Genomic DNA, 19,176 nt, shown 5'->3' on the forward strand with positions numbered 1-19,176 from the left:
GTCGCTCAGGTCATATCCAGGGTGATGGCCACCGGGCAATGGTCCGACGCCTTCGGGCGGTCCCAGCCGGCTCGCGGAAAGCGCTCCACTTCCTGCCCCGGCGGAAAAATGGTGCGCCAGGGCTGGCCGTTGCGGATGATGTCGGGAACGGCCGTCGCGTTGCTGGCGGCAAGCCCCTTCGACAGCAAAATGTAGTCGAGCTGGCACAGATGCCGCTCTTCCGGTCCGCGCGTGTGGTACAAACTCCAGCGGTTCATCTCGGGGCGCCGCTCGACGACATTTTCGCAGAAGCCGCCTTCTGTCAGCACATTGATACAGGACACGGCCTCGTCGACCACCTCGAAGCGATAGCCGTCGATTGCGTCGCCGGCGATCTTCACGCGCTGGCGGTAATCATTCATGTCGCCGCAGATCGCCCACCGCTTGTCGGCGGCATGGTCCTTGCCAAAACGCTCCTCGATGATCCGTCGCACGGCTTGCGCCTCCGCGATGCGCACCGGCATCGTCGCCTCGCGCCCGTTGCGCGGCGAGCCCATCGACTTGAAATGCACGAGGTAAAGCGTCAGCGGCACGCCGCCCACGGTGACGTCGACTTCCAGGCAGTCGCGCCGAAAGATGCGTTCATTGGCCTGGTTGCCGAGTGCCGCAAGCTCCGGCGTGTGCAGTCCAAACTGTTCATAGGTGACATAGGCGTGGCTGGTCATGCGCACGAATTCGATCGGCTGGCCCTGCGCGGTTTCGTTGCGCATCATCACGGCAACGTCGATGCCGCGCGAATCATTGCCCGATGTGGTGTATTTCTGCCGGTAGCCCTGCCCCACCATCTTGAACAGGTAGCCATATTCGAAGGCCTTCAGCGCCTCGATATTGTCGACCTCCTGCATACAGATGATGTCGGCGCGTGTGGCCGCGATCGCCAGCGCCGTCAGCTGGCGCGTGTCGTCGGACTGGGCAATGGCGCGGGCCTGCTCCAGCATCTTGTATTCGGCTTCGCTCTGGATATCGAACAGCGCCAGCGTGCGATCCTCGTTGAGCTGGTTGCGATAGCCGGAATAATCGAACCTGTTCATCAGGTTCTCGACATTGAAGGTGGCAAGGCGCAGCGACATGCCATGACATTTGCCCGCAAGTGCTGGAGAAAACAAGCTCGCAGGACCACCAGCGGAGATCGATTGGCCCTCGGGGCTTTCGCGCCATGGTTGACGGAACCTTTCCGTTCATCCGCCGTTCAGATGCAAACATCCATTGTTGCCCCATTCCTCGGGTGGGCGTGGGGCCTGTAACTCTTGGAGAGTGCAATGAATTCGCTCTTTTCTTCCACGGTCAAATCTGGGTTGATAGCCCTGGGTATCCTCTCTGGCGTCACGGCACCATCCGCCGCCGGACCGATCCTGCAGCCTAACATGTCGATCCCCACCAGTACGGCGGCGCCGACGGTCACGCCAGTGCGCGATAGCTGGGCGGGCGGCAATGACCGGCAGTTCAACAACGATTGGAGATGGCGCCGGTCGGGCAACTGGAACGGAGGCCGCAGACACTGGAACGGTGGAGGCAACTGGAACGGCGGCGGCAACTGGGATCGCGGAGACAATTGGCGTTGGCGCCGTCACCACTATCGCGGCGGCCGTTACCACGATGATGGAGCGGCCGCACTCCTGGGCCTTGGGCTAGGGCTTGGCATCGGCAGCATGTACAACAACTACAACTACTACGATGCACCGCCGCCGCGCCGCTACTACCGTGCCGGCCGGCTTTCGAGCGCCCATGTCCAATGGTGCTACAACCGCTACCGGTCCTACCGGGCCTACGACAACACGTTCCAGCCCTACAACGGCCCGCGCCAGCAGTGCTACTCGCCCTATTGATGAGCTAGCCTGTAGCCAGAAATGAAAAACGGCGCCATATGGCGCCGTTTTTTGTTCTTCGAAGCTGCCGTTTTCGACGTATGGACTTTCGCTCAGTTTTTGGCCTTGTCGACCAGCTTGTTCTTGGAAATCCACGGCATCATCGCGCGCAGCTTGGCGCCGACTTCCTCGATCTGGTGGCTGTCATTGTTGCGGCGGATGCCCTTGAAGCGGGACATGCCGGCGCGGTACTCCTGCATCCATTCCGAGGTGAACTTGCCGGTCTGGATGTCCTTCAGCACGCGCTTCATCTCGGCCTTGGTCTCGGCGGTGATGATGCGTGGGCCCGAGACATATTCGCCCCATTCGGCGGTGTTCGAGATCGAGTAGTTCATGTTGGCGATGCCGCCTTCATAGATCAGGTCGACGATCAGCTTGACCTCGTGCAGGCACTCGAAATAGGCCATCTCAGACGCATAGCCGGCTTCCACCAGCGTCTCGAAGCCGGCACGGATCAGTTCGACCAGACCGCCGCACAGCACTACCTGCTCGCCGAACAGGTCGGTCTCGCACTCCTCGCGGAAATTGGTCTCGATGATGCCCGAACGGCCGCCGCCGACGCCGCAGGCGTAGGACAGTGCCAGGTCGAGCGCATTGCCCGAAGCGTCCTGGTTGACGGCGACGAGGCACGGCACGCCGCCGCCCTTCTGGTATTCGCCGCGCACCGTGTGACCGGGGCCCTTCGGCGCGATCATGACGACGTCGACCGTCGACTTCGGCTCAATCAGGCCGAAATGCACGTTGAGGCCGTGCGCGAAGGCGATCGCCGCACCGTCGCGGATGTTCGGGGCGATCTCGTTTTTGTAGATGTCGGCCTGCAATTCGTCGGGCGTTGCCATCATCATCAGGTCGGCCCATTTGGCGGCGTCCGCCACGCTCATCACCTTGAGCCCATCGGCTTCGACCTTCTTGGCGGTCGCGGAACCAGCCTTGAGGCCGATGGCGATCTCCTTGGCACCGGAATCCTTGAGGTTGAGCGCATGCGCCCTGCCCTGGCTGCCGTAGCCGATGATGGCGACCTTCTTGCCCTTGATCAGATTGAGATCAGCATCACGATCGTAGTAGACACGCATTTTTTCTTCCTTCCCGTTTTGAAGATCAGAGGCCTTGCGGCCCGGTTTTTGCTCCATGAAGAGCGAGAAACTGTTGCGTCGCCCGGGCGGCATCGCCGCCGATTGTCGCTTCAGTCAATTCCAGCCGGTCGCCGAGCAGCAGACGGATCTGCACGTCGCGGGCGACCAGCCCGAAAAAGGTGCGGAACGCCGTCTCGGCATCCGCAAAGTCGAGCAGCCCGGCCTGACGGCCTGCCTCAAGCACCGGCTTCAGCCGTTTGGCCAGCGCAAAGCGGCCATTCTCCAGCACGACGGCGCCAAGGTTGTCCTTGCCGGAACCGGCATGACTGATCGCCACCCGGTTGAGCGCGATCGAGGTGTCGCTGGAGATCACCTGGAGCCAGTCCGAAGCGAAGCGTTCGAGGCTTGCGGACAGCGAGGCAAGATCGAGCCCCTTGCCGTCGACCTGCGCCACCCGCACTTTCGAAGCCTGCCATTGCACCGTCGCCGTCAGCAGCCCGTCGCGATCGCCGAACCATTTGTAGAGCGTTTCCTTGGAACAGCTGGCGCGGCGCGCCACGGCGGTCATGGTCAGTTGATCGCCCTCCTCGACCAGCAGCCGCAACGCCGCGTCGAGCACGGCCTTCTGCCGCTCCGTCAGCGCTTCGCTGGTGTCGATCTCGGGCACGCTGTGCAACACGCTCTTCTCTCGAAAGGCAGGGCCACCGGTCATTCCGGCAAGCCGTACCGTACGTTACGGTTCGGCATATTGCGCAATCCGAGGCCGCGCGCAAGAGGACAAGCGCAAAATATCTGCAAGTGGATGGCCGCGCTACAAGCCGCGCTCAATCGCTGGCTGGCGGATGGCGCAACCGTCCAAGCAGTGCCGAGACCATGGTCAACTCATCCGCCGACAGTTTGGCGCCAACCAGGTCGGCGATCGACCGCCCATAGACAGCCCACATCTTGCGGCGTGTCTCTCGCCCGTTGGCCGTGATGCGGATGGTCTGGCCACGGCCGTCATCGGCTACTGGCAATTTTTCGACAAGCCCATCGGCCTCGAGCCGGGCCAGCAGGCGCGAAATGCTATATTGCGCAAACAGGGTGCGCTCGATCAGCTGGAACGGCCGCAGCCCGCCCTCGCCCGCCTCGGCAAGCTCGTGCAGCACATCGTACCAGGCAAGCGGCGACAGGCCGGCGGCCTTCAACGCCTCTTCAGCGCTTTCCATCAGCTGGCGCGAAACCCGCATCAGGCGGGCCCAGGCCTTGATGGCTCCGGGCGAAGGCGTGGCTTTCTTGGTCATGGTCCAACATAGGCGATAGATGCAGATGCATCAAGCTTGACGATCGATGCGCATGCATCTACATAGATGCAATTGCATTAACTTTGGAAAACCCTGTGAAACACAAGCTCATTCTCGTCAGCCATCATCTGTGCCCCTATGTGCAGCGCGCCGCGATTTCACTGGCCGAAAAGGGCGTGCCGTTCGAGCGCGTCGACATCGACCTCGCCAACAAGCCGGACTGGTTCAAGGCGATCTCGCCGCTCGGCAAGGTGCCGCTGCTGCGCGTGCAGCGAAATGGCGAGGAAACGGTGATCTTCGAATCGGCCGTCATCCTCGAATTCCTCGAAGAGACGCAGGCCAACCCCCTCCACCCTGCCGACCCCTATGCCCGCGCCCGGCATCGTGCCTGGATCGAGTTCGGCTCGGCTACCCTCAACGCCATCGGCCGGTTCTATTCAGCGTCGGCCGAGGCCGGCTTCCTGGCCGAATCCAGCGCTCTGTCTGCCAAGTTCGATCGTCTCGAAGCCGAACTGGCTGACGAGACTGGCGGACCCTGGTTCGCCGGCGAGCACTTTTCGCTGGTCGACGCCGTTTACGGTCCGGTCTTCCGCTATCTGAACGCCTTCGACCGGATGGGTGATTTCGGCATCCTGGACGGCAAACCGCTCGTCCGGGCCTGGCGCAAGGCGTTGAGTGAACGCCCGTCGATCAAGCACGCCGTGGCGCCTGACTATCCGCAAGGCCTGCATGCCTTCCTGCGAGCGAAGGGATCATACCTTTCGAGCCTCATTGGCCGAAGCGATCCCGTCAAACCGCTTGTACAAGCCCTATCCGCCTGAACGGATCGACCACGAGCAAGTTGTTTGCTCGCAGCCGTCAGTTCTCGAACAGGACGAAGGCGGCCCAGACCCGCGGGTCCTGCGCGCCAGATATCTTGCCGTCGCGGGCATCGCGACGGGCCTGGCGCAGCGCTTCCGGATAGGTCTGCCCGGCGGCCAGATGGTCGTAGAAGCTGACCATAAAGGCGGCGGTTCCCGCATCATCCACCGGCCATAGCGTCAGCAGCGATCGATTCGCACCGGCAATGTTGATCGCTGTCGGCAGGCCGCGCAAACCACCGACGAATGTCTCCTGGCCACGGGCCGTCTCGCAAGCGGACAGGACAATGAGATCGAGGCCTGACAGATCCCAGGTCATCAATTCCATGCCGTACAGGCGGCCGTCATCATCGTCGCGCTTCATCGATTGCCGGTCTCCGGACCGCGACAGCACCACCTCGCTCTGCCACAGCGCGTTGACGGCGCCAACGCCGCCCTCTTTCTCGTCGCGATAGGCACCGTGCGTGGCCAGATGCGCAACCGTCGCCTGCTCCATGTCCTTGCGCAGCGCCTGCTCGCTGGCCGCCGTTCCGGTAAGCATCTCGACCGAGTATCGATCGCCGCTCAGGATCGAGGCAATCGCGTCGACCTCCTTGCGGGTACCCGGCAGCGGCTCGGCGCCCTTTTCCGATCCGCGCGTATAATCCAGACCACCGGCGAGCAAGGCTTTGCCGGTCTTGGGAAAACTCTGATCGACGCCGGCGTTCAACAAGGATTCCGGCCGCGTCAGCATACGCACGAGAAAGCGGTCATCAAGCGACGCGCCCTTGCTGTCCTGCAGCAAGGGAAACGGCACCGAAAACAATTTGCCGTCCGGCACCACGAAAAGCGTGTCGGCGCCACGAAGCGACGTCTCCAGAGGTGCGATGAGACCGGCATAGAGCCCGGTGAACGTAGCGTTCAGATCGACCAAAGTCACAGCGCCACGCTCCTGCGCGGAACGGGTCGATCTGAGGTTCGCCATGCGCGTTTCATGAGCAGCCGGGATCAGTCGGCGCGGATCGCCGAGATCATAGAGGCGTGGCAGCTGATCCTTGCGCGTGACGATCGCATAGAGCCGCTCATCTTCCAGCGGATCGGCGCTCTCGCGGTCCGCCCGCCACTTGCGGGTGATGAAGTAATCGACGAGCGCCTCGTTGGGCTTTAGCAGCGTGCCGGCGGATGGCAGCGGCTTGTCCACAGCGCTCTGTCCGAAACTGTATCTGGTCGTGACTCTCGTGATCGCCTTTTCGTACGCCGCCTGAGCCTGGTCGGGCTGCACGGCACCTGGATCGTCGGCACTGTCGCCACTGGAAGCAGCCTCCTGGTAGGCCAGGGACAGCCGTATCCCGGCCTGGATCAAGTGCCGCGTCTCCATGTCGTTCGGATCGATCAAACGCGACAGTCTGCGCAACTGATCCCGTTTGTCGTTTTCGAGCGTCGGCCAGCGGCGCGCCGCTTCAGCGAATGCCGGCACTGCCGATGCGTTGTTTTTTGCCAGCCGCGCATAGTCGTAGAGCATGTCATCGGCCAAGGCCCGGCTGGCTTCAGCGACGACCGGGTTGGCGGCCGTGCTCACCTGGAACCAATTCCAACGCAACATGTCGTCGTTGAGAGCCGCAAAATCGGCGGCTGCGGCCTCGGGATTCGACTTCGCTTTGAGGTTGGCCATAGCCTGCCGCGCGGCAAAGGTCAGCGGGTGCACCGAGCCGTATGTCGATCCGGCGATGCTATGGGCCCGATCGAGTTGGTTCATGCTGTTTTCGGTATCGCCCATGGCGGCGAAATGCGCGGCGAGCAGGTTGGCGATCTTGATTGCCAATATCTCGGGATAACTCGCGTCGTTGGTCAGCGGCAGCAAGCGTGCGAGCGTCGGCGCGTCGAGCGGCTGTGCACCCGAGAGCGCCCTGGTGTAGAGCAGCCACGCATCGGCCTGCTCGACCAGATTGCCTTCCTGCTTGAGAACGCCGGCAATGTCCCGGTCCTGCTGGAAATAGCGCAAGGCCTCGTCGTACTTGGCGAGGTCGAGATAGTCCTGAGCCGTGTTGTTGGCGCTGACCAGAACATTGAAATGATTTGGCCCGTAGTAGCCGATGCGCTTCTCAATCACGTTCAGATCATACTGCAAGGCGCGGGTTGGCGCGCCCATCTGGCGCAGCATATCGGCCAGATTGTTCTGCAGTTTCCAGGTGAAGCGATCATCCTGACCAAGCACCCGCTCCGCAATCTCCAGATTGCGCTGGTCAACATTGATCGCCGCAGCGATTTGACCGAATGCGGCGATCCCTGTCGCCAGCACATCGTTGGCATACATGAGTTCCTGGGATTCCGTGCCATGGTAGTGGGCGTAGAGATTGGTTGCCGTAGCGCACATCGAAACGAAGCCCTGGTAGTCTTTCTCGGCCTGCTTCAGCATCGCGTAGTTGAGATAGAAATCGGCGCGCTTGGCGACATCCTGCTGCATCGCCCTGGTTTTCAGGCCTTCGGCAAAAATCTCCTCGGCGTTGTCGAGAATCTGGTTGTTGAGGAACGTCGCACCGGCGTTCGAGTAGCTCTCGACCGTAAATTCGTAGAGGTCGCTTCTGGCCGCATTGAGCAATGCTGCCCGCAACTGCGCATAACCTTCATCAAAGCGCCCCGCCTCCATCATCAGCTTGTAGGCCGCATCGATCCGGGCCTTCAGCGCCGCTTCGCTATCTGCTGGAGCCTGCTGACTGGCCTGGCCCGGCGTCTGGGCTTGCGCCTGCGGCAAGGGCAACACCACGACCAACATCGCCAGGACAGACGCAACGACGCGCATCAGGTCTCGCGATTTTCGGGCTATGGCGATGACAGTGTTCATGCGGATCGGTCTGAGGCGAAAAACTCTAGGATGCGGTCGTATCATGACCCGGATTTTGTCCGAAATTCCACCGCGTTTCCTCAAGTCCAATCCGCTTGAACGGATCGATCACGGTTCCCGCCACCATCGAGGCAAGGAACTGCGGCGCCGGCGGGATTTTTGCCACCGTCGCCACCAGCCTGTCGCGGATGAAGGGCAGCGCCACCGAATCCGACTGGTAGAACGGCGTGAATGCCAGCGACAGCGCCTGGAAGATGCGGACATGCCAGCGCCGTGCCCTCGCATAGGCGTCCAGTGCTGCCTCGACGTTTAGCGTCCGCGCCAGCGCGTGGCCGAGCGCCGCCGCGTCGAGCAGCGCCATGTTGGCCCCTTGCCCGAGCTGCGGGCTGGTCGAGTGCGCCGCGTCGCCGATGATGGCCAGCCGCCGCCCAACCGGCCGCTTCATCGTGTGGTGGCCATAGCGCGCCAGCGAGAGCTGGTCGAAACTGTCGATCTGGCTGGTGTACGCCTGGCTTTGCGGCCACAGGCGGACCACCCTCTCCTTCCAGGCGTCCAGACCCCGGGCGCGCACCTCTTCTGCATCCGACGGCTTCAGGCTCCAGAAGAATGCCGCCATCTTTTCAGCGCCCGGCTCCGGCCGGCCGATCGGCAGCACACCGATCATCACGCTCGCCTTGTCATAGCGTTGCAGCAGGGCGTGCTCGTCAAAACCTTCGCCGCGCCAGCCGAGCGAAGCCCAGAACGCACCATAGGTCAATGGCCTCGGCTCGCATGGAGCGCTTACACTGCGTCGCAGTTTCGAGCGCGAACCGCTGGCGTCGACGACTAGGTCGAACGGCCCCGCCCTTCGTCCGTTGCCACAGATCAGCGTCGTCCGTTCGCCGGTCTCCAGCGCCTCGACTTCAACCCCGGTCTCGATGGCGATCGCCTCGCGTTGCGCAGCGCGGAAAAGCACGCCGAACAAGGCCGCCCGGTGCACCGCGAGGCCAAAACGACCGCCATGTTGCGCGTCATAGCGGACATCGAGCACGGTACGGCCGGTGCTGGCATCGGCGCCGTGCAGGCGGTCGATGCGGCTGCCCAGCGCCAGTATGTCGTCGAGCAGACCAAGATCGGCCAGCACCGTCAGCCCGGTCGGCTGCAGGATCAGCCCGGAGCCGACCGGCTTCGGCTCGTCGAAGCGCTCGAAGACAGTGACCCGATGCCCGGCACGCTTGAGATAGAGCGCCATGGCCAGTCCCGCCGGCCCGGCGCCGGCAATTGCGATGTCGTAGGAAATGCCGATGCCCCCAAAGCCGAATGGCCGGGACAATCCTTCAGCGGCCGGACGAAATCAAGTTGCGGCTCCGGGCTTTTTCCGGCTCACGCCTGAGCGGCGTCAAAATCGGCGCGCGCTGCGCGTACCGCATCATGGTTGAGTTCGGCCCACAGAATCAATTGATGAAAGGCGCCGAACATGGAGCGCCCGAGATCGGTCAGGCTGTATTCGACGCTCGGTGGTTTGGTCGGGAACACTTCGCGATGCACATAGCCGTCGCGCTGAAGATCGTACAGCGTCTGGGTCAGCATGCGCTGCGAAATGTCGGGCACAAGGCGCCTCAACTCGCCGAAGCGATATGGTTTTTCAGCCAAGGCCATCATCAGCAGCGATCTCCATTTGCCGCTAACGCCCTGGATGACATCACGAACCGGACAATTGGCAATATTGCCGCCGCCTGAGATCGCCTTGTAGATCTCCATCTTCGATTTCAGATTGATGATCTTGCCGTCCATGGCTGGTTCCCTGCCTGTGCCTACCTCCCGAAAAACTGCCTTCTTTACGGCACCGGGTCAATTCCTATTTTAGTGCTGGTCTCTTTTTGAGACCGACACTCGAACCGCCCTAGCGGCGCAATGTCAGGACCCTTCCATGACCGAAACCCTTCTCGTCACCGGCGCCTCCGGCCAGCTCGGCCGCGGCGTCATCCGCTATCTCCTGGACACGCACAAAGTTCCACCTGCAAGCATCATCGCCACAACCCGCAATCCGGAAAGCGTAGCCGATTTGGCCGCGCGCGGCGTCGTTGTCAGGGCCGCCGATTTCAACGACGTGGCCTCGCTGGAAACCGCATTCAAGGGCGCCGACAAGGTGCTGATCATTTCGACCGGCGATCTCGATCTAAAAAGCGGCAGGCGCCTGAAGCAGCACGAGAATGCAGTCGCCGCAGCCAAAAACGCCGGCGTTTCGCACCTACTCTACACCTCGATGCCCAATCCAGAACCGGTATCGCCGGTGCTGTTTGCCAATGATCACTTCAGCACCGAGCAGGCGATCAAGGCGAGCGGCATCCCCTACACGATCTTCCGCAACGGCTGGTACCAGGAGAACCTGTTCATGGCCCTGCCGCACGCGATCGCCTCGGGACACTGGTACACGTCCGCCGGCGACGGCCGCATTGCGCATGGCGCACGCGATGACATGGCAGCAGCGATCGCCGCCGGCCTTGCTTCCGGCTCGACCGAGAGCAGGACCTACACCTTGACCGGTCCGAATGCCTACACCACGGCAGAGATCGCGGCCCTGGTAAGCGAGGTTACCGGCAAGCCGCTGGAAGTTATTCAGGTTCCGGATGAGGCCCTTACCGAAGGTGTAAAGGCGGCAGGCGTGCCAGAGGATTTCGCTGATGTCGTCGTCTCCTTCGACGTCAACACGCGCTCCGGCCGCATCGCCATGGTGACCGACGCGATCGAGACGCTTTCCGGCAGGACGCCAAAGACGTTGAAGCAGTTCCTCGAGGCGAACAAGGCCGCCCTGGTTGGTTGACGGCCCGCGGTGCCGGAAGCCGAAATACCTGGCTTTCGGCACCGTTATTGCGATGTCTTGAGCAGCCCGAGCCGGATCAGGCTTTCGCCGGTCGCAGCCAGAGCGTCTTCGCGCGATCGCGGCGACCAGCCGAGCATGCGCACCGCCTTGGCGTTGGTGGCATTCTTGACTTTACCCAGTTCCGGCGCGAGCTGTGCGGCTTCCCCGTTGAACAGGCCCACGATCCGTACCAGCCAATCGGGAAGCTGCCTGGTCGAGATGCGCGCCGCCGCATCGCCCAATCGCGTTTTCAAAGTCTGGGCGATCTCCCGCACCGTCATGAAATCGCCGGCGATGGCCAGGAACCGCTCGCCCTTGGCGGCGGGATTGGTCATGGCACGCACATGCAGCTCCGCCACGTCGCGTGCGTCGACGACGCCGAAGGACAGGCGTGGCAGCCCGGGCATGGCGCCGTTCATCATACGTTGGACAAATTCGGTGGAGGTGGAATGGTCGGCCCCGAGGACCGGCCCGAAGATACCGACCGGATTGACGACGGCCAGCTCCAGCTTGCCACCCTCGGTGGCCACGAAATCCCAGGCAGCGCGTTCGGCCAAGGTCTTCGACTTCACATAGGCACTGACCTTGGCCGTAGGATCGGTCCAGCTCTCCTCGGTGAACGGCTGGCCTCCGGGCGGCATCTTGCCGTAACCGATCGCCGCGAAGGATGAGGTCAGCACGACGCGTTTGACATGGGCGTCTCGTGCGGCCCGCAGCACCCGTAACGCGCCCTCACGAGCCGGAATGATCAGCTCGTCTTCATGCTTCGGCACCCCGGGCGGGAATGGCGAGGCCACATGCAGGACGTAGTCGCAGCCAGCAACGGCTTGTGGCCAGCCCGCGTCGCTCATGAGATCGGCGATTGCAAAGGAGAGCCTGTCGCCCGGTTCAGTGCCACCAGCCTTGAGCATGGCCAGAACATCGGCTTCACGCTTGGCGGAGCGCACTGTCGTGCGCACGCGATACCCGGCGTTCAGCAGTTCGGCAATGCAGTGAGCACCGAGGAAGCCCGATCCGCCGGTGACAAGCACCAATTCGCCGCTCATGCCCGCCTCCGCAACTGTTGAAGTCTACGCGTTCGAGCCCGTCAGATCGCCACCTGCGTTCCGATCTCCACCACGCGTCCGGTCGGGATCTGGAAATACTCCGTCGCATCGGCCGCCGTACGCGCCAGGCCGATGAACAACCGATCCTGCCACAGCGGCATGCCGGAATTGGGCGAGGCCTTAAGCGAACGACGCGACAGGAAGAACGAAGTCGTCATGATGTCGAACTTCCAACCCTGCTTGCGGCAGATCGCCAGCGCGCGCGGGATGTTGGGCTGCTCCATGTAGCCGAAGGTCAGCGTCACCCGCATGAACAGCTCGTTGACCGTCTCCATCTTGACCCGGTCGCTGTCGGGCACCACCGGCTGCGGCGCCGTCACCACCGAAAGGATGACGTTCTGCTCATGCAGCACCTTGTAGTGCTTCAGGCTGTGCATCAGCGCGGTTGGCGCGCTGAGCGGATCGCTGGTCAGGAACACGGCGGTGCCGGACACCAGCTGCGGCTTTTTCTTCAACAGATTGCCGGCGAGGAAATCGAGCGGGATCTCGTTGCGGCGGGTCTTGTCGAACAGATAGCGGCTGCCGCGCACCCAGGTCCACATGGCCATGATGACCGCGAAGGCCACCGCCAGCGAGGCCCAACCGCCCTCGAACACCTTGACGATGTTGGAGGCAAAGAAGCCGATATCGATGAAGGCAAACAACGACGTCAGGGCGACTGCCGGCCAGAGGTTCCATTTCCAGATACGCATCATGATGACGAAGAGCAGGGTCGTCGTCACCAGCATGTTGCCGGTCACCGAGATGCCATAGGCGGAGGCCAGCCTGCTGGATTCGCCGAAGCCGACGACCAGCATCATCACCACCAGCGCCAGCAGGAGATTGACGCGCGGCATGTAGATTTGGCCGGACTGTTTCTCCGACGTGTGGAGTATTTCCAGGCGCGGCAGCATGTTGAGCTGCACCGCCTGCCTGGTCAGCGAAAAGGCGCCTGATATCACCGCCTGGCTGGCGATGACCGTCGCGGCGGTCGCCAGCACGACCATTGGGATCAGCGTCCAACCCCCATTCATCTCGAAGAATGGATGGCCGACGACCCCGCCATTGGCCAGCACGAAGGCGCCCTGCCCGGCATAGTTGAGCAGCAGGCAGGGAAACACGATCGCCAGCCAGGCGAGCACGATCGGCTTGCGGCCGAAATGGCCGAGATCGGCATAGAGCGCCTCGGCGCCGGTGACGGCGAGGAAGACGGCGCCGACGGTGACGAAGGCAACGTCGGGCGAATTGATCAGGAAGGCGACGATATAGTGGGGACTGATTGCCCACAGGATTTCCGGATCGGCGATGATGTGATTGAGGCCTGAAAGGCCAATGGCGAGGAACCACACGGCGGTTACCGGGCCGAACACCAAGCCGACACCACCCGTGCCGAACCGCTGCACCGCGAACACCATGGCAAGAATAACCAATGTCAGCGGCACCACATAGGGCTGGAAAGCAGGCGTGACGACATTCATGCCCTCGACCGCCGAAAGGACCGAGATAGCCGGCGTGATGACGGCATCGCCGAAAAACAGCGAGGCACCGACGATGCCGATAGCGAGAATGATCGCCGAGCGCGTCGGGAAGCTGCCGCGCGCCAGGGCCATCAGCGACAGCACGCCGCCCTCGCCGCGATTGTCGGCGCGCAGCACGAACATGATATATTTTACTGTGACCGTAATCGTGAGCGACCAGATAATCAGCGACAGCACGCCAAGGATGTCGCCACGGTCGGCGACATTGCCGCCGGACGAGGCGTGCAATGCCTCACGGAAGGCGTAGATCGGGCTGGTGCCGATATCGCCGTAGACCACACCGAGCGCGCCCAGCATCAGAACCTTGGTGCTGTGCTGTTCGACTTCTGGATGGCTCGATTGTTCGACGGGTTCTGCCTCACTACCAGCATTGGTAAGGGCCATGGGCGACACTCCGATAAGCGCGCGGTGCTCTACGCTTGCTGCAATGCAATATCAAGTGCCGTCGCGTAATGGCTGCCATGCCTGCCACGCGAGGCTGCCATCGCTACCATCCGCAGGCCTTGAGGAACCGACCCACCGTGCGGGCCATGCCATACTCCAACGCGTCGGCTGTCAACCCGTGTCCGATCGACACTTCGGCCAATGCCGGAATGCGCTTGGCCAGTGCCGGCAGGTTGCTGACCACCAGATCGTGTCCGGCATTGACCTGAAGCCCGGCGGCAAGGGCGGCGTCGGCGGTTTTTCCCAGCCTTTCCAGCTCCTTGGCCGCTTTTGCGGAATCGGAATGATAGCTGCCGTACGGACCCGTATAAAGCTCGATGCGGTCAGCGCCGGTGTCGCGGGCTGCCGCCACGCAATCGGGGTCCGGATCGGAAAACAGCGACACGCGAAAGCCGCCCTTCTTCAGGCGCTTGACGATCGGAGTGAGGAACGCGGCCTGGGTCGCGAAGTTCCAGCCATGGTCCGATGTCGCCTGGGTCGGATCGTCCGGCACCAGTGTCACCTGTTCGGGCTGATGCTTTTCCACAAGCAGCAGGAAATCCTCGGTCGGATAGCCCTCGATGTTGAATTCCGCGCGCGGAAACTCGTCGTCGATCAGCGACCGGATCTCGGGCAGATCGGAGTGTCTTGTATGCCGCTCGTCGGGGCGCGGATGCACCGTCAGTCCATGCGCCCCGGCCGCGAGCGCAATGCGGCCTAGGCCGGTGACGCTGGGCCACGGCAAGTCGCGCCGGTTGCGCAGCATGGCGATGGCATTGAGGTTGACGGAGAGCTTTGCGGGCATGCGGGCGGCCTCAAAAATCATTCGATGCCCCACCTATAATGCCTTTAACGGGAACAGTAATGCCTTTGGTGGGAACAGACTGGGGGTTTCGGGTGTTCCAAGGCTGACGAACGAGCCCGGGAAAGGAACCGCCCATGAATTTTCTCGATACCGTACCGGCGATCCGCCGTCTCGAGACCAGCCGTGACGACCTTTTCGCCATCGACGTCGTCGGGCACGTCTCTGCTGCCGATGGCGAAAACCTTTTCGGGCTGATGGAGGCTGCCTACGCCCTTCACCCGCGCATCGATGTGCTGGTGCGCCTCGTCGACCATGATGGCGTCGACTGGACCCATATCGCGGACGAAACCCTGAAGCAGGGCGCCATCCATGCATTGGAACATGTCGGCCGTTGCGCGACGATCGGCAAACCGGACTGGATAGCGGACGCTCAACGCTTTCTGCCGTCCTCACCGCCCATCGAAATCAGGCATTTCAAGGCGGAGGACGAGGCTGCCGCCTGGCAGTGGCTTGCCGCACAGCCTATCGGGGCAACAGCATCCGGCGCCCTTACCTGACGATCGTCAGCCGCTCGGCCGCCCGCGTGATGGCGGTGTAGAGCCAGCGCTGGCGGGTTTCCTTGAAGGCCCAGCTTTCATCGAACAGCACGATCTCGTTCCACTGCGAGCCCTGTGCCTTGTGCACGGTCAGCGCGTAGCCATAGTCGAAATCGTCGAAGCGCTTCTTCTGCTGCCAGGGGATGTCGGCATCCGGGTCCTCGAAGGCCGCCTTGAGCAGCTTGATCTTGGCGACGCCGCGGTCCGGGTCGTCCTCTTCTGGCGACACCAGAAGGTTGATGCCGGGCTTCACCGTCTCGCGCGACGAGGTCATCACCTTCCACAGCGAGCCGTTGAGCAGCCCTTTGGCCGGATCGTTGCGCAGGCAGACCAGCTTGTCGCCGGCCTGCGGATAATCGGCATTGAAGCCTTTGAGTTCGCGCAGCCGCTGATTGTAGCGCCGCCGCGTGCGGTTGGTGCCGACCAGCACCTGGTCCGCCCTGAGCACCAGGTCCTGGGTGACATCTTCCTTGCCGATCACCTGCGCCGTGCCGTAGTCGCCACGCATGAACTCGCGGCCCTCGCGCACATCGAGCGCCAGCCGCAGGATCGGGTTGTCGCGCGCCTGCCGGTGGATTTCGGTGAGCAGGAAATCCGGCTCGTGGTCGGTGAAGAAGCCGCCACCCGAGATCGGCGGCAACTGGCCGGGGTCGCCGAGCACCAGGATCGGCGTGCCGAAACTCATCAGGTCACGGCCAAGCTGTTCGTCGACCATCGAGCATTCGTCGATGACGACCAATTTGGCCCGCGAGATCGGGCTCTGCCGGTTGAGCGAAAAGGTCGGCGACATCGAGGTCTTGCCGGTGACTTCGTCCGACACCGATTCCTCGCCTTTCGGCCTGTAGATCAGCGAATGGATGGTGCGCGCATTGACCGCGCCCTTGGAGCGCAACACCTGCGCGGCCTTGCCGGTGAAGGCGGCGAACTGCACCTGCCCGTCGACATGTTCGGCAAAATAGCGCGCCAGCGTCGTCTTGCCCGTGCCGGCGTAGCCGAATAGCCGAAAAATCTGGGGCCGGCCCTCCTTGAGCCAGCGCGCCACCGCTTTCAGAGCCTCGTCCTGTTGGGGGGAGAATTCCATCGGTTCGACAGACCGGATTCGCGAGAGAAAGACAAGCTTGGCCGCCGGCATATCTGCCGCAGTCGGCGGCGAACGCAGCGCCTACAACGGAATGAAGCTATCAGTCAAAAACAAGAACGTAAAGGGAACAGATCCCTTCTTTCGGTCCGAAATCTGGCCTCGGTGAAAAACTGTCAGCCGTAGGCAGCCACTGCGGGCGGCGGTTCGTCATCTCGAAGCGGCCCCGGAACGGGGGCGTATCCGAAATAGCGGACACTCAAACGCGCCTGCCCTTTCGAAAGCAACCGCAGCGTATCCTCCAGCTTGAACATGTTGGTAAGCGGCACCAACGCGTCGATCTTGATGTCGGTCCCCAGGCCTTCCTGACCCTGAATTCTGCCGCGACGGCCCTTCAAATCGCTGACTATGCCGCGGACAGAATATTCCGGCGTGACCACCTCGACCTCCGTGATCGGCTCGAGCAGTTGCACGCCAAGCCTGGGCGCGGCTTCCCTGAAACAGGCACGACCGGCGATCTCGAAGGCCAAAGCCGATGAGTCGGTTTGATGAAAGGCGCCATCGACCAACGTCGCCTTCAACCCGATCATCGGAGAACCGGCAAAGGGGCCGGAGACCAGGGCACTGCGCACTCCTTTTTCGACGCCGACGGCATGCTCATCGCGAACCGCGCCATTGGGAATCCGCGACACAAACACGAACTCCGGATCGTGCCCATTCGGCTCGAACAGCAGCTTCACGCGGGCAAACTGACCCATCCCACGTGACTGCTTCTTGTGCGTGTAATCCTGTTCGTGCTTGCGGGTGATCGTCTCGCGATAGGCCACATCCGGAGCACTGATATTCAGGGCGACCTCGAACTCGTTGACCAAGCGATGGATGATAAGATCAAGCTGAAGCTCGGCGTTGCCGGAGACAATTGTTTGCCCAGCTTCCTCGTCCCATGTGAAGCGGAAGCCGAGATCCTCATCCGCAAGGCTCGACAAGGCGATGCGCAGCTTTTCTTCATCGGCCTCCGACTTCGGCTCGATCGCAATTTCCAGTAAAGGCCAGGGCGCTGAAGCGATTTCCATCATGGCAATAATGTCGCCTGAAGCGTCAATATTTACAACCGGACGGGCAGCGAAATCCAGAGCAGCATAAAGAAAGTCTAGATTGGCCGAATGATGCCGTTTAGGCCGTACCTTATTGTCAGGACCCCGGATCGTTCTCTAGCAAGATCGGCTTGCCGTGCGGGGTCGCATGCGCGGCGCGTTCCCAGGCGGCGGCGATCGTGTCGACATCGCTTTTGCCCGCGACACCCTTGGCGGCCAGCAGGCTTTCCAGCGCCGCCAGCCAATGTTCGTAATAGTCGTGGCCGTCGGCAGCAGCACCGGGCTTCTTCACTTCGCTCGACAGCGCCTGCGCCCACTCACTCCACGAGAACAGACCCTTGTCGTGCAGCGCCAACGTCATGGCGAAGGCTTCGGCCTGCCATGGCTCGGCAAACACCGGGGCATCGATGCCCGGTGGCAACTCGGCCATATCCGTGTCACGCCGGCTCAAGATAGCTCTCCCAGGCGTCGATCGACACAACAAGCGTCGGATCGGCCCCCTCGCCCCAGATTTCCGATCCTTCGAAAACCACCGTGTAAACCCATTGCGGGTTTTCGCCGTCCCCATGCGCATTGCTGTCCGGGAAGACAAAGCCATCGCGCACAGCTTCGATCGTTCCATGCTTGCCGCGTGCGTAGCGCGGCAGCCGCGTGTGGCCGGTTGGGTTGAAGTTCTTGGTCCGCACGGGATCTCCGGCTTTGAACCGCGCCGGCGTCGCAACCGGCCGGTCGCAAGGCCCGCCCTTGGCCAGCACGGCCGGCACGTTTTCGGCCTTCAGCACCCTTTTCGGCGCCGCTGCCGGATCGACGGGCTTGCCGGCAGCGAGATCCCGCTCGCTGACGAAGCCGTGGCGCTTCAGCAATACCTCCAGCGCCTTGATCCAGATCTCGTAGTAGCTGGAGGCATAATAGTCGGCGGGATGCAGCGATTCCCGCGCGTGCCGGCTCTCGTCGATGTTCCACGCGCCCATGGCGCCGGCAGTCAGCGTCACACCGAGCGCCCGCCTTTCCCATGCGGTGTGGAAATAGGGTTCGTCCTTTTCGGGCGCGACCGGGCCGAATCCCATCTGCCCGCCAAGATCCTGCGGCCCATTCATGCCGGCTGTCTCGCCAGGCCGGTGCCGATCATCGCGTCGCGGCTCACCAGCTCCGCCAGCTGTTCCTCGCTCCAGCCCTCGGTACCCTCGGGCCGCATCGGCACGACGAGATAGCGCAGTTCGGCAGTGGAATCCCAGACGCGGATCTTCTTGTCCGCCGGCAGCGTCAGCCCGAACTCTTCCAGCACCCCACGCGGATCGATCACGGCGCGCGAACGATAGGGCGGCGCCTTGTACCAGACCGGCGGCAGGCCGAGCACCGACCACGGATAGCAGGAGCACAGCGTGCAGACGACGAGATTGTGCGTGTCCTCGGTGTTGAAGACAGCCTGCATGTGCTCGCCTTGCCGGCCAGTGTAGCTCAGCGATGCGATCGCCGCCGTCGCGTCGCGCTTCAGCCAGTCGGCATAGGCTGGATCGCTCCAGGCTTTCGCCACCACCCTGGCGCCGTTGCGCGGGCCGATTTTCGTCTCGTAGGTATCGACGATGACGTCGATCGCGGCCGGATCGATCAGCCCCTTCTGGGTGAGGATAGTTTCCAGTGCACGCACGCGGGCGGCAAACGGATCGAGTTCGTTGTCGTGGTCATGATCGTGTGACATGGCCGCAAAATACGGTCCCGATCATGCCGCTGCAAGCACGACGGCTTGGTCCAACGCCCGCCTTCAGGCGGCCTG

At 62.5% G+C, this 19,176-nt stretch carries 19 protein-coding genes; 4 read left to right on the forward strand and 15 right to left on the reverse strand.

Annotated elements, in window-relative coordinates; translation table 11 throughout:
- Nucleotides 1–5: 5 nt before the first annotated feature.
- The gene (locus tag C8D77_RS22530) at nucleotides 6–1,109 is read right to left on the reverse strand and encodes an endonuclease/exonuclease/phosphatase family protein (RefSeq protein ID WP_109668042.1); all 1,104 of its coding nucleotides are present in this window, start codon (nucleotides 1,107–1,109) and stop codon (nucleotides 6–8) included.
- 189 nt (nucleotides 1,110–1,298) lie between these two features.
- Here C8D77_RS22530 and C8D77_RS22535 point away from each other — a divergent pair, with 189 nt between their 5' ends.
- Nucleotides 1,299–1,865, forward strand: a complete 567-nt coding sequence (locus tag C8D77_RS22535; RefSeq protein WP_109668044.1) for a BA14K family protein — start codon at nucleotides 1,299–1,301, stop codon at nucleotides 1,863–1,865.
- Between the two features lie 92 nt (nucleotides 1,866–1,957).
- On the opposite strand, the gene ilvC is transcribed toward C8D77_RS22535, so the two are convergent.
- From ilvC to C8D77_RS22550, 3 genes are all read right to left on the reverse strand, one after another.
- Nucleotides 1,958–2,977: a ketol-acid reductoisomerase gene (gene ilvC, locus C8D77_RS22540; RefSeq protein ID WP_109668459.1), complete on the reverse strand. Its 1,020-nt coding sequence runs from the start codon at nucleotides 2,975–2,977 to the stop codon at nucleotides 1,958–1,960.
- A 25-nt stretch (nucleotides 2,978–3,002) separates the two neighbouring features.
- Nucleotides 3,003–3,656 (reverse strand): TetR/AcrR family transcriptional regulator, encoded by a 654-nt coding sequence (locus tag C8D77_RS22545; protein ID WP_109668462.1) that lies wholly within the window; start codon nucleotides 3,654–3,656, stop codon nucleotides 3,003–3,005.
- A 145-nt stretch (nucleotides 3,657–3,801) separates the two neighbouring features.
- On the reverse strand, nucleotides 3,802–4,260 hold the full coding sequence (locus C8D77_RS22550) for a MarR family winged helix-turn-helix transcriptional regulator (RefSeq protein ID WP_109668047.1): 459 nt from the start codon (nucleotides 4,258–4,260) through the stop codon (nucleotides 3,802–3,804).
- 95 nt (nucleotides 4,261–4,355) lie between these two features.
- Here C8D77_RS22550 and C8D77_RS22555 point away from each other — a divergent pair, with 95 nt between their 5' ends.
- On the forward strand, nucleotides 4,356–5,081 hold the full coding sequence (locus C8D77_RS22555) for a glutathione S-transferase family protein (RefSeq protein ID WP_170136798.1): 726 nt from the start codon (nucleotides 4,356–4,358) through the stop codon (nucleotides 5,079–5,081).
- A gap of 37 nt (nucleotides 5,082–5,118) precedes the next feature.
- Here the strand turns inward: C8D77_RS22555 and C8D77_RS22560 are convergent, their stop codons facing one another.
- From C8D77_RS22560 to C8D77_RS22570, 3 genes are read right to left on the reverse strand one after another with little or no spacing between them, the layout of a single operon-like run.
- Complete coding sequence (locus C8D77_RS22560; RefSeq protein WP_170136799.1) at nucleotides 5,119–7,941, reverse strand: CHAT domain-containing protein; 2,823 nt, start codon at nucleotides 7,939–7,941, stop codon at nucleotides 5,119–5,121.
- A gap of 25 nt (nucleotides 7,942–7,966) precedes the next feature.
- Nucleotides 7,967–9,253: an FAD-dependent oxidoreductase gene (locus tag C8D77_RS22565; protein WP_109668053.1), complete on the reverse strand. Its 1,287-nt coding sequence runs from the start codon at nucleotides 9,251–9,253 to the stop codon at nucleotides 7,967–7,969.
- A 50-nt stretch (nucleotides 9,254–9,303) separates the two neighbouring features.
- Nucleotides 9,304–9,714 (reverse strand): winged helix-turn-helix transcriptional regulator, encoded by a 411-nt coding sequence (locus tag C8D77_RS22570; RefSeq protein ID WP_109668055.1) that lies wholly within the window; start codon nucleotides 9,712–9,714, stop codon nucleotides 9,304–9,306.
- A 136-nt stretch (nucleotides 9,715–9,850) separates the two neighbouring features.
- On the opposite strand from C8D77_RS22570, the gene C8D77_RS22575 reads away from it, so the two are divergent.
- Nucleotides 9,851–10,744 (forward strand): SDR family oxidoreductase, encoded by an 894-nt coding sequence (locus C8D77_RS22575; RefSeq protein ID WP_109668058.1) that lies wholly within the window; start codon nucleotides 9,851–9,853, stop codon nucleotides 10,742–10,744.
- 44 nt (nucleotides 10,745–10,788) lie between these two features.
- Here C8D77_RS22575 and C8D77_RS22580 read toward each other — a convergent pair whose 3' ends face one another.
- From C8D77_RS22580 to C8D77_RS22590, 3 genes are all read right to left on the reverse strand, one after another.
- Nucleotides 10,789–11,829: an SDR family oxidoreductase gene (locus C8D77_RS22580; protein WP_109668060.1), complete on the reverse strand. Its 1,041-nt coding sequence runs from the start codon at nucleotides 11,827–11,829 to the stop codon at nucleotides 10,789–10,791.
- Nucleotides 11,830–11,870: 41 nt separating this feature from the next.
- Complete coding sequence (locus C8D77_RS22585; protein WP_109668062.1) at nucleotides 11,871–13,790, reverse strand: potassium transporter Kup; 1,920 nt, start codon at nucleotides 13,788–13,790, stop codon at nucleotides 11,871–11,873.
- A 103-nt stretch (nucleotides 13,791–13,893) separates the two neighbouring features.
- Complete coding sequence (locus C8D77_RS22590; protein WP_109668465.1) at nucleotides 13,894–14,634, reverse strand: pyridoxine 5'-phosphate synthase; 741 nt, start codon at nucleotides 14,632–14,634, stop codon at nucleotides 13,894–13,896.
- 134 nt (nucleotides 14,635–14,768) lie between these two features.
- Here C8D77_RS22590 and C8D77_RS22595 point away from each other — a divergent pair, with 134 nt between their 5' ends.
- Entirely contained in the window at nucleotides 14,769–15,191 is a 423-nt protein-coding gene (locus C8D77_RS22595; protein ID WP_109668064.1) for a SpoIIAA family protein, read from the forward strand.
- Here the strand turns inward: C8D77_RS22595 and C8D77_RS22600 are convergent.
- The 5 genes from C8D77_RS22600 to nthA form a co-directional block, all read right to left on the reverse strand.
- Nucleotides 15,184–16,311 carry an ATP-dependent DNA helicase gene (locus C8D77_RS22600; protein ID WP_109668468.1) on the reverse strand — a complete coding sequence of 376 codons (1,128 nt, stop codon included), beginning with the start codon at nucleotides 16,309–16,311 and terminating at the stop codon, nucleotides 15,184–15,186. The two genes, C8D77_RS22595 and C8D77_RS22600, sit on opposite strands and share 8 nt — an antisense overlap.
- 173 nt (nucleotides 16,312–16,484) lie before the next feature.
- The gene (locus C8D77_RS22605) at nucleotides 16,485–17,384 is read right to left on the reverse strand and encodes a translation factor GTPase family protein (protein ID WP_109668066.1); all 900 of its coding nucleotides are present in this window, start codon (nucleotides 17,382–17,384) and stop codon (nucleotides 16,485–16,487) included.
- 115 nt (nucleotides 17,385–17,499) lie between these two features.
- Nucleotides 17,500–17,832 carry a nitrile hydratase accessory protein gene (locus C8D77_RS22610; RefSeq protein WP_170136803.1) on the reverse strand — a complete coding sequence of 111 codons (333 nt, stop codon included), beginning with the start codon at nucleotides 17,830–17,832 and terminating at the stop codon, nucleotides 17,500–17,502.
- Between the two features lie 7 nt (nucleotides 17,833–17,839).
- The gene (gene nthB / locus C8D77_RS22615; protein ID WP_109668071.1) at nucleotides 17,840–18,499 is read right to left on the reverse strand and encodes a nitrile hydratase subunit beta; all 660 of its coding nucleotides are present in this window, start codon (nucleotides 18,497–18,499) and stop codon (nucleotides 17,840–17,842) included.
- The gene (nthA, locus tag C8D77_RS22620; protein WP_109668073.1) at nucleotides 18,496–19,101 is read right to left on the reverse strand and encodes a nitrile hydratase subunit alpha; all 606 of its coding nucleotides are present in this window, start codon (nucleotides 19,099–19,101) and stop codon (nucleotides 18,496–18,498) included. Before nthA ends, nthB begins: the two co-directional genes overlap by 4 nt.
- Nucleotides 19,102–19,176: the final 75 nt, after the last annotated feature.

Origin of the sequence: Mesorhizobium loti (genome assembly GCF_003148495.1) — a bacterium.
GTDB classification, from domain to species: domain Bacteria; phylum Pseudomonadota; class Alphaproteobacteria; order Rhizobiales; family Rhizobiaceae; genus Mesorhizobium; species Mesorhizobium loti.

What these genes read in the sequence shown, in the direction of transcription:
- C8D77_RS22530 (WP_109668042.1), bottom strand. Translation starts at nt 1,109, where the DNA reads ATGTCGCTGCGCCTTGCCACCTTCAATGTCGAGAACCTGATGAACAGG.
- C8D77_RS22535 (WP_109668044.1), top strand. Translation starts at nt 1,299, where the DNA reads ATGAATTCGCTCTTTTCTTCCACGGTCAAATCTGGGTTGATAGCCCTG.
- ilvC (WP_109668459.1), bottom strand. Translation starts at nt 2,977, where the DNA reads ATGCGTGTCTACTACGATCGTGATGCTGATCTCAATCTGATCAAGGGC.
- C8D77_RS22550 (WP_109668047.1), bottom strand. Translation starts at nt 4,260, where the DNA reads ATGACCAAGAAAGCCACGCCTTCGCCCGGAGCCATCAAGGCCTGGGCC.
- C8D77_RS22560 (WP_170136799.1), bottom strand. Translation starts at nt 7,941, where the DNA reads ATGAACACTGTCATCGCCATAGCCCGAAAATCGCGAGACCTGATGCGC.
- C8D77_RS22570 (WP_109668055.1), bottom strand. Translation starts at nt 9,714, where the DNA reads ATGGACGGCAAGATCATCAATCTGAAATCGAAGATGGAGATCTACAAG.
- C8D77_RS22575 (WP_109668058.1), top strand. Translation starts at nt 9,851, where the DNA reads ATGACCGAAACCCTTCTCGTCACCGGCGCCTCCGGCCAGCTCGGCCGC.
- C8D77_RS22580 (WP_109668060.1), bottom strand. Translation starts at nt 11,829, where the DNA reads ATGAGCGGCGAATTGGTGCTTGTCACCGGCGGATCGGGCTTCCTCGGT.
- C8D77_RS22585 (WP_109668062.1), bottom strand. Translation starts at nt 13,790, where the DNA reads ATGGCCCTTACCAATGCTGGTAGTGAGGCAGAACCCGTCGAACAATCG.
- C8D77_RS22590 (WP_109668465.1), bottom strand. Translation starts at nt 14,634, where the DNA reads ATGCCCGCAAAGCTCTCCGTCAACCTCAATGCCATCGCCATGCTGCGC.
- C8D77_RS22595 (WP_109668064.1), top strand. Translation starts at nt 14,769, where the DNA reads ATGAATTTTCTCGATACCGTACCGGCGATCCGCCGTCTCGAGACCAGC.
- C8D77_RS22600 (WP_109668468.1), bottom strand. Translation starts at nt 16,311, where the DNA reads ATGGAATTCTCCCCCCAACAGGACGAGGCTCTGAAAGCGGTGGCGCGC.
- C8D77_RS22605 (WP_109668066.1), bottom strand. Translation starts at nt 17,384, where the DNA reads ATGATGGAAATCGCTTCAGCGCCCTGGCCTTTACTGGAAATTGCGATC.
- C8D77_RS22610 (WP_170136803.1), bottom strand. Translation starts at nt 17,832, where the DNA reads ATGGCCGAGTTGCCACCGGGCATCGATGCCCCGGTGTTTGCCGAGCCA.
- nthB (WP_109668071.1), bottom strand. Translation starts at nt 18,499, where the DNA reads ATGAATGGGCCGCAGGATCTTGGCGGGCAGATGGGATTCGGCCCGGTC.
- nthA (WP_109668073.1), bottom strand. Translation starts at nt 19,101, where the DNA reads ATGTCACACGATCATGACCACGACAACGAACTCGATCCGTTTGCCGCC.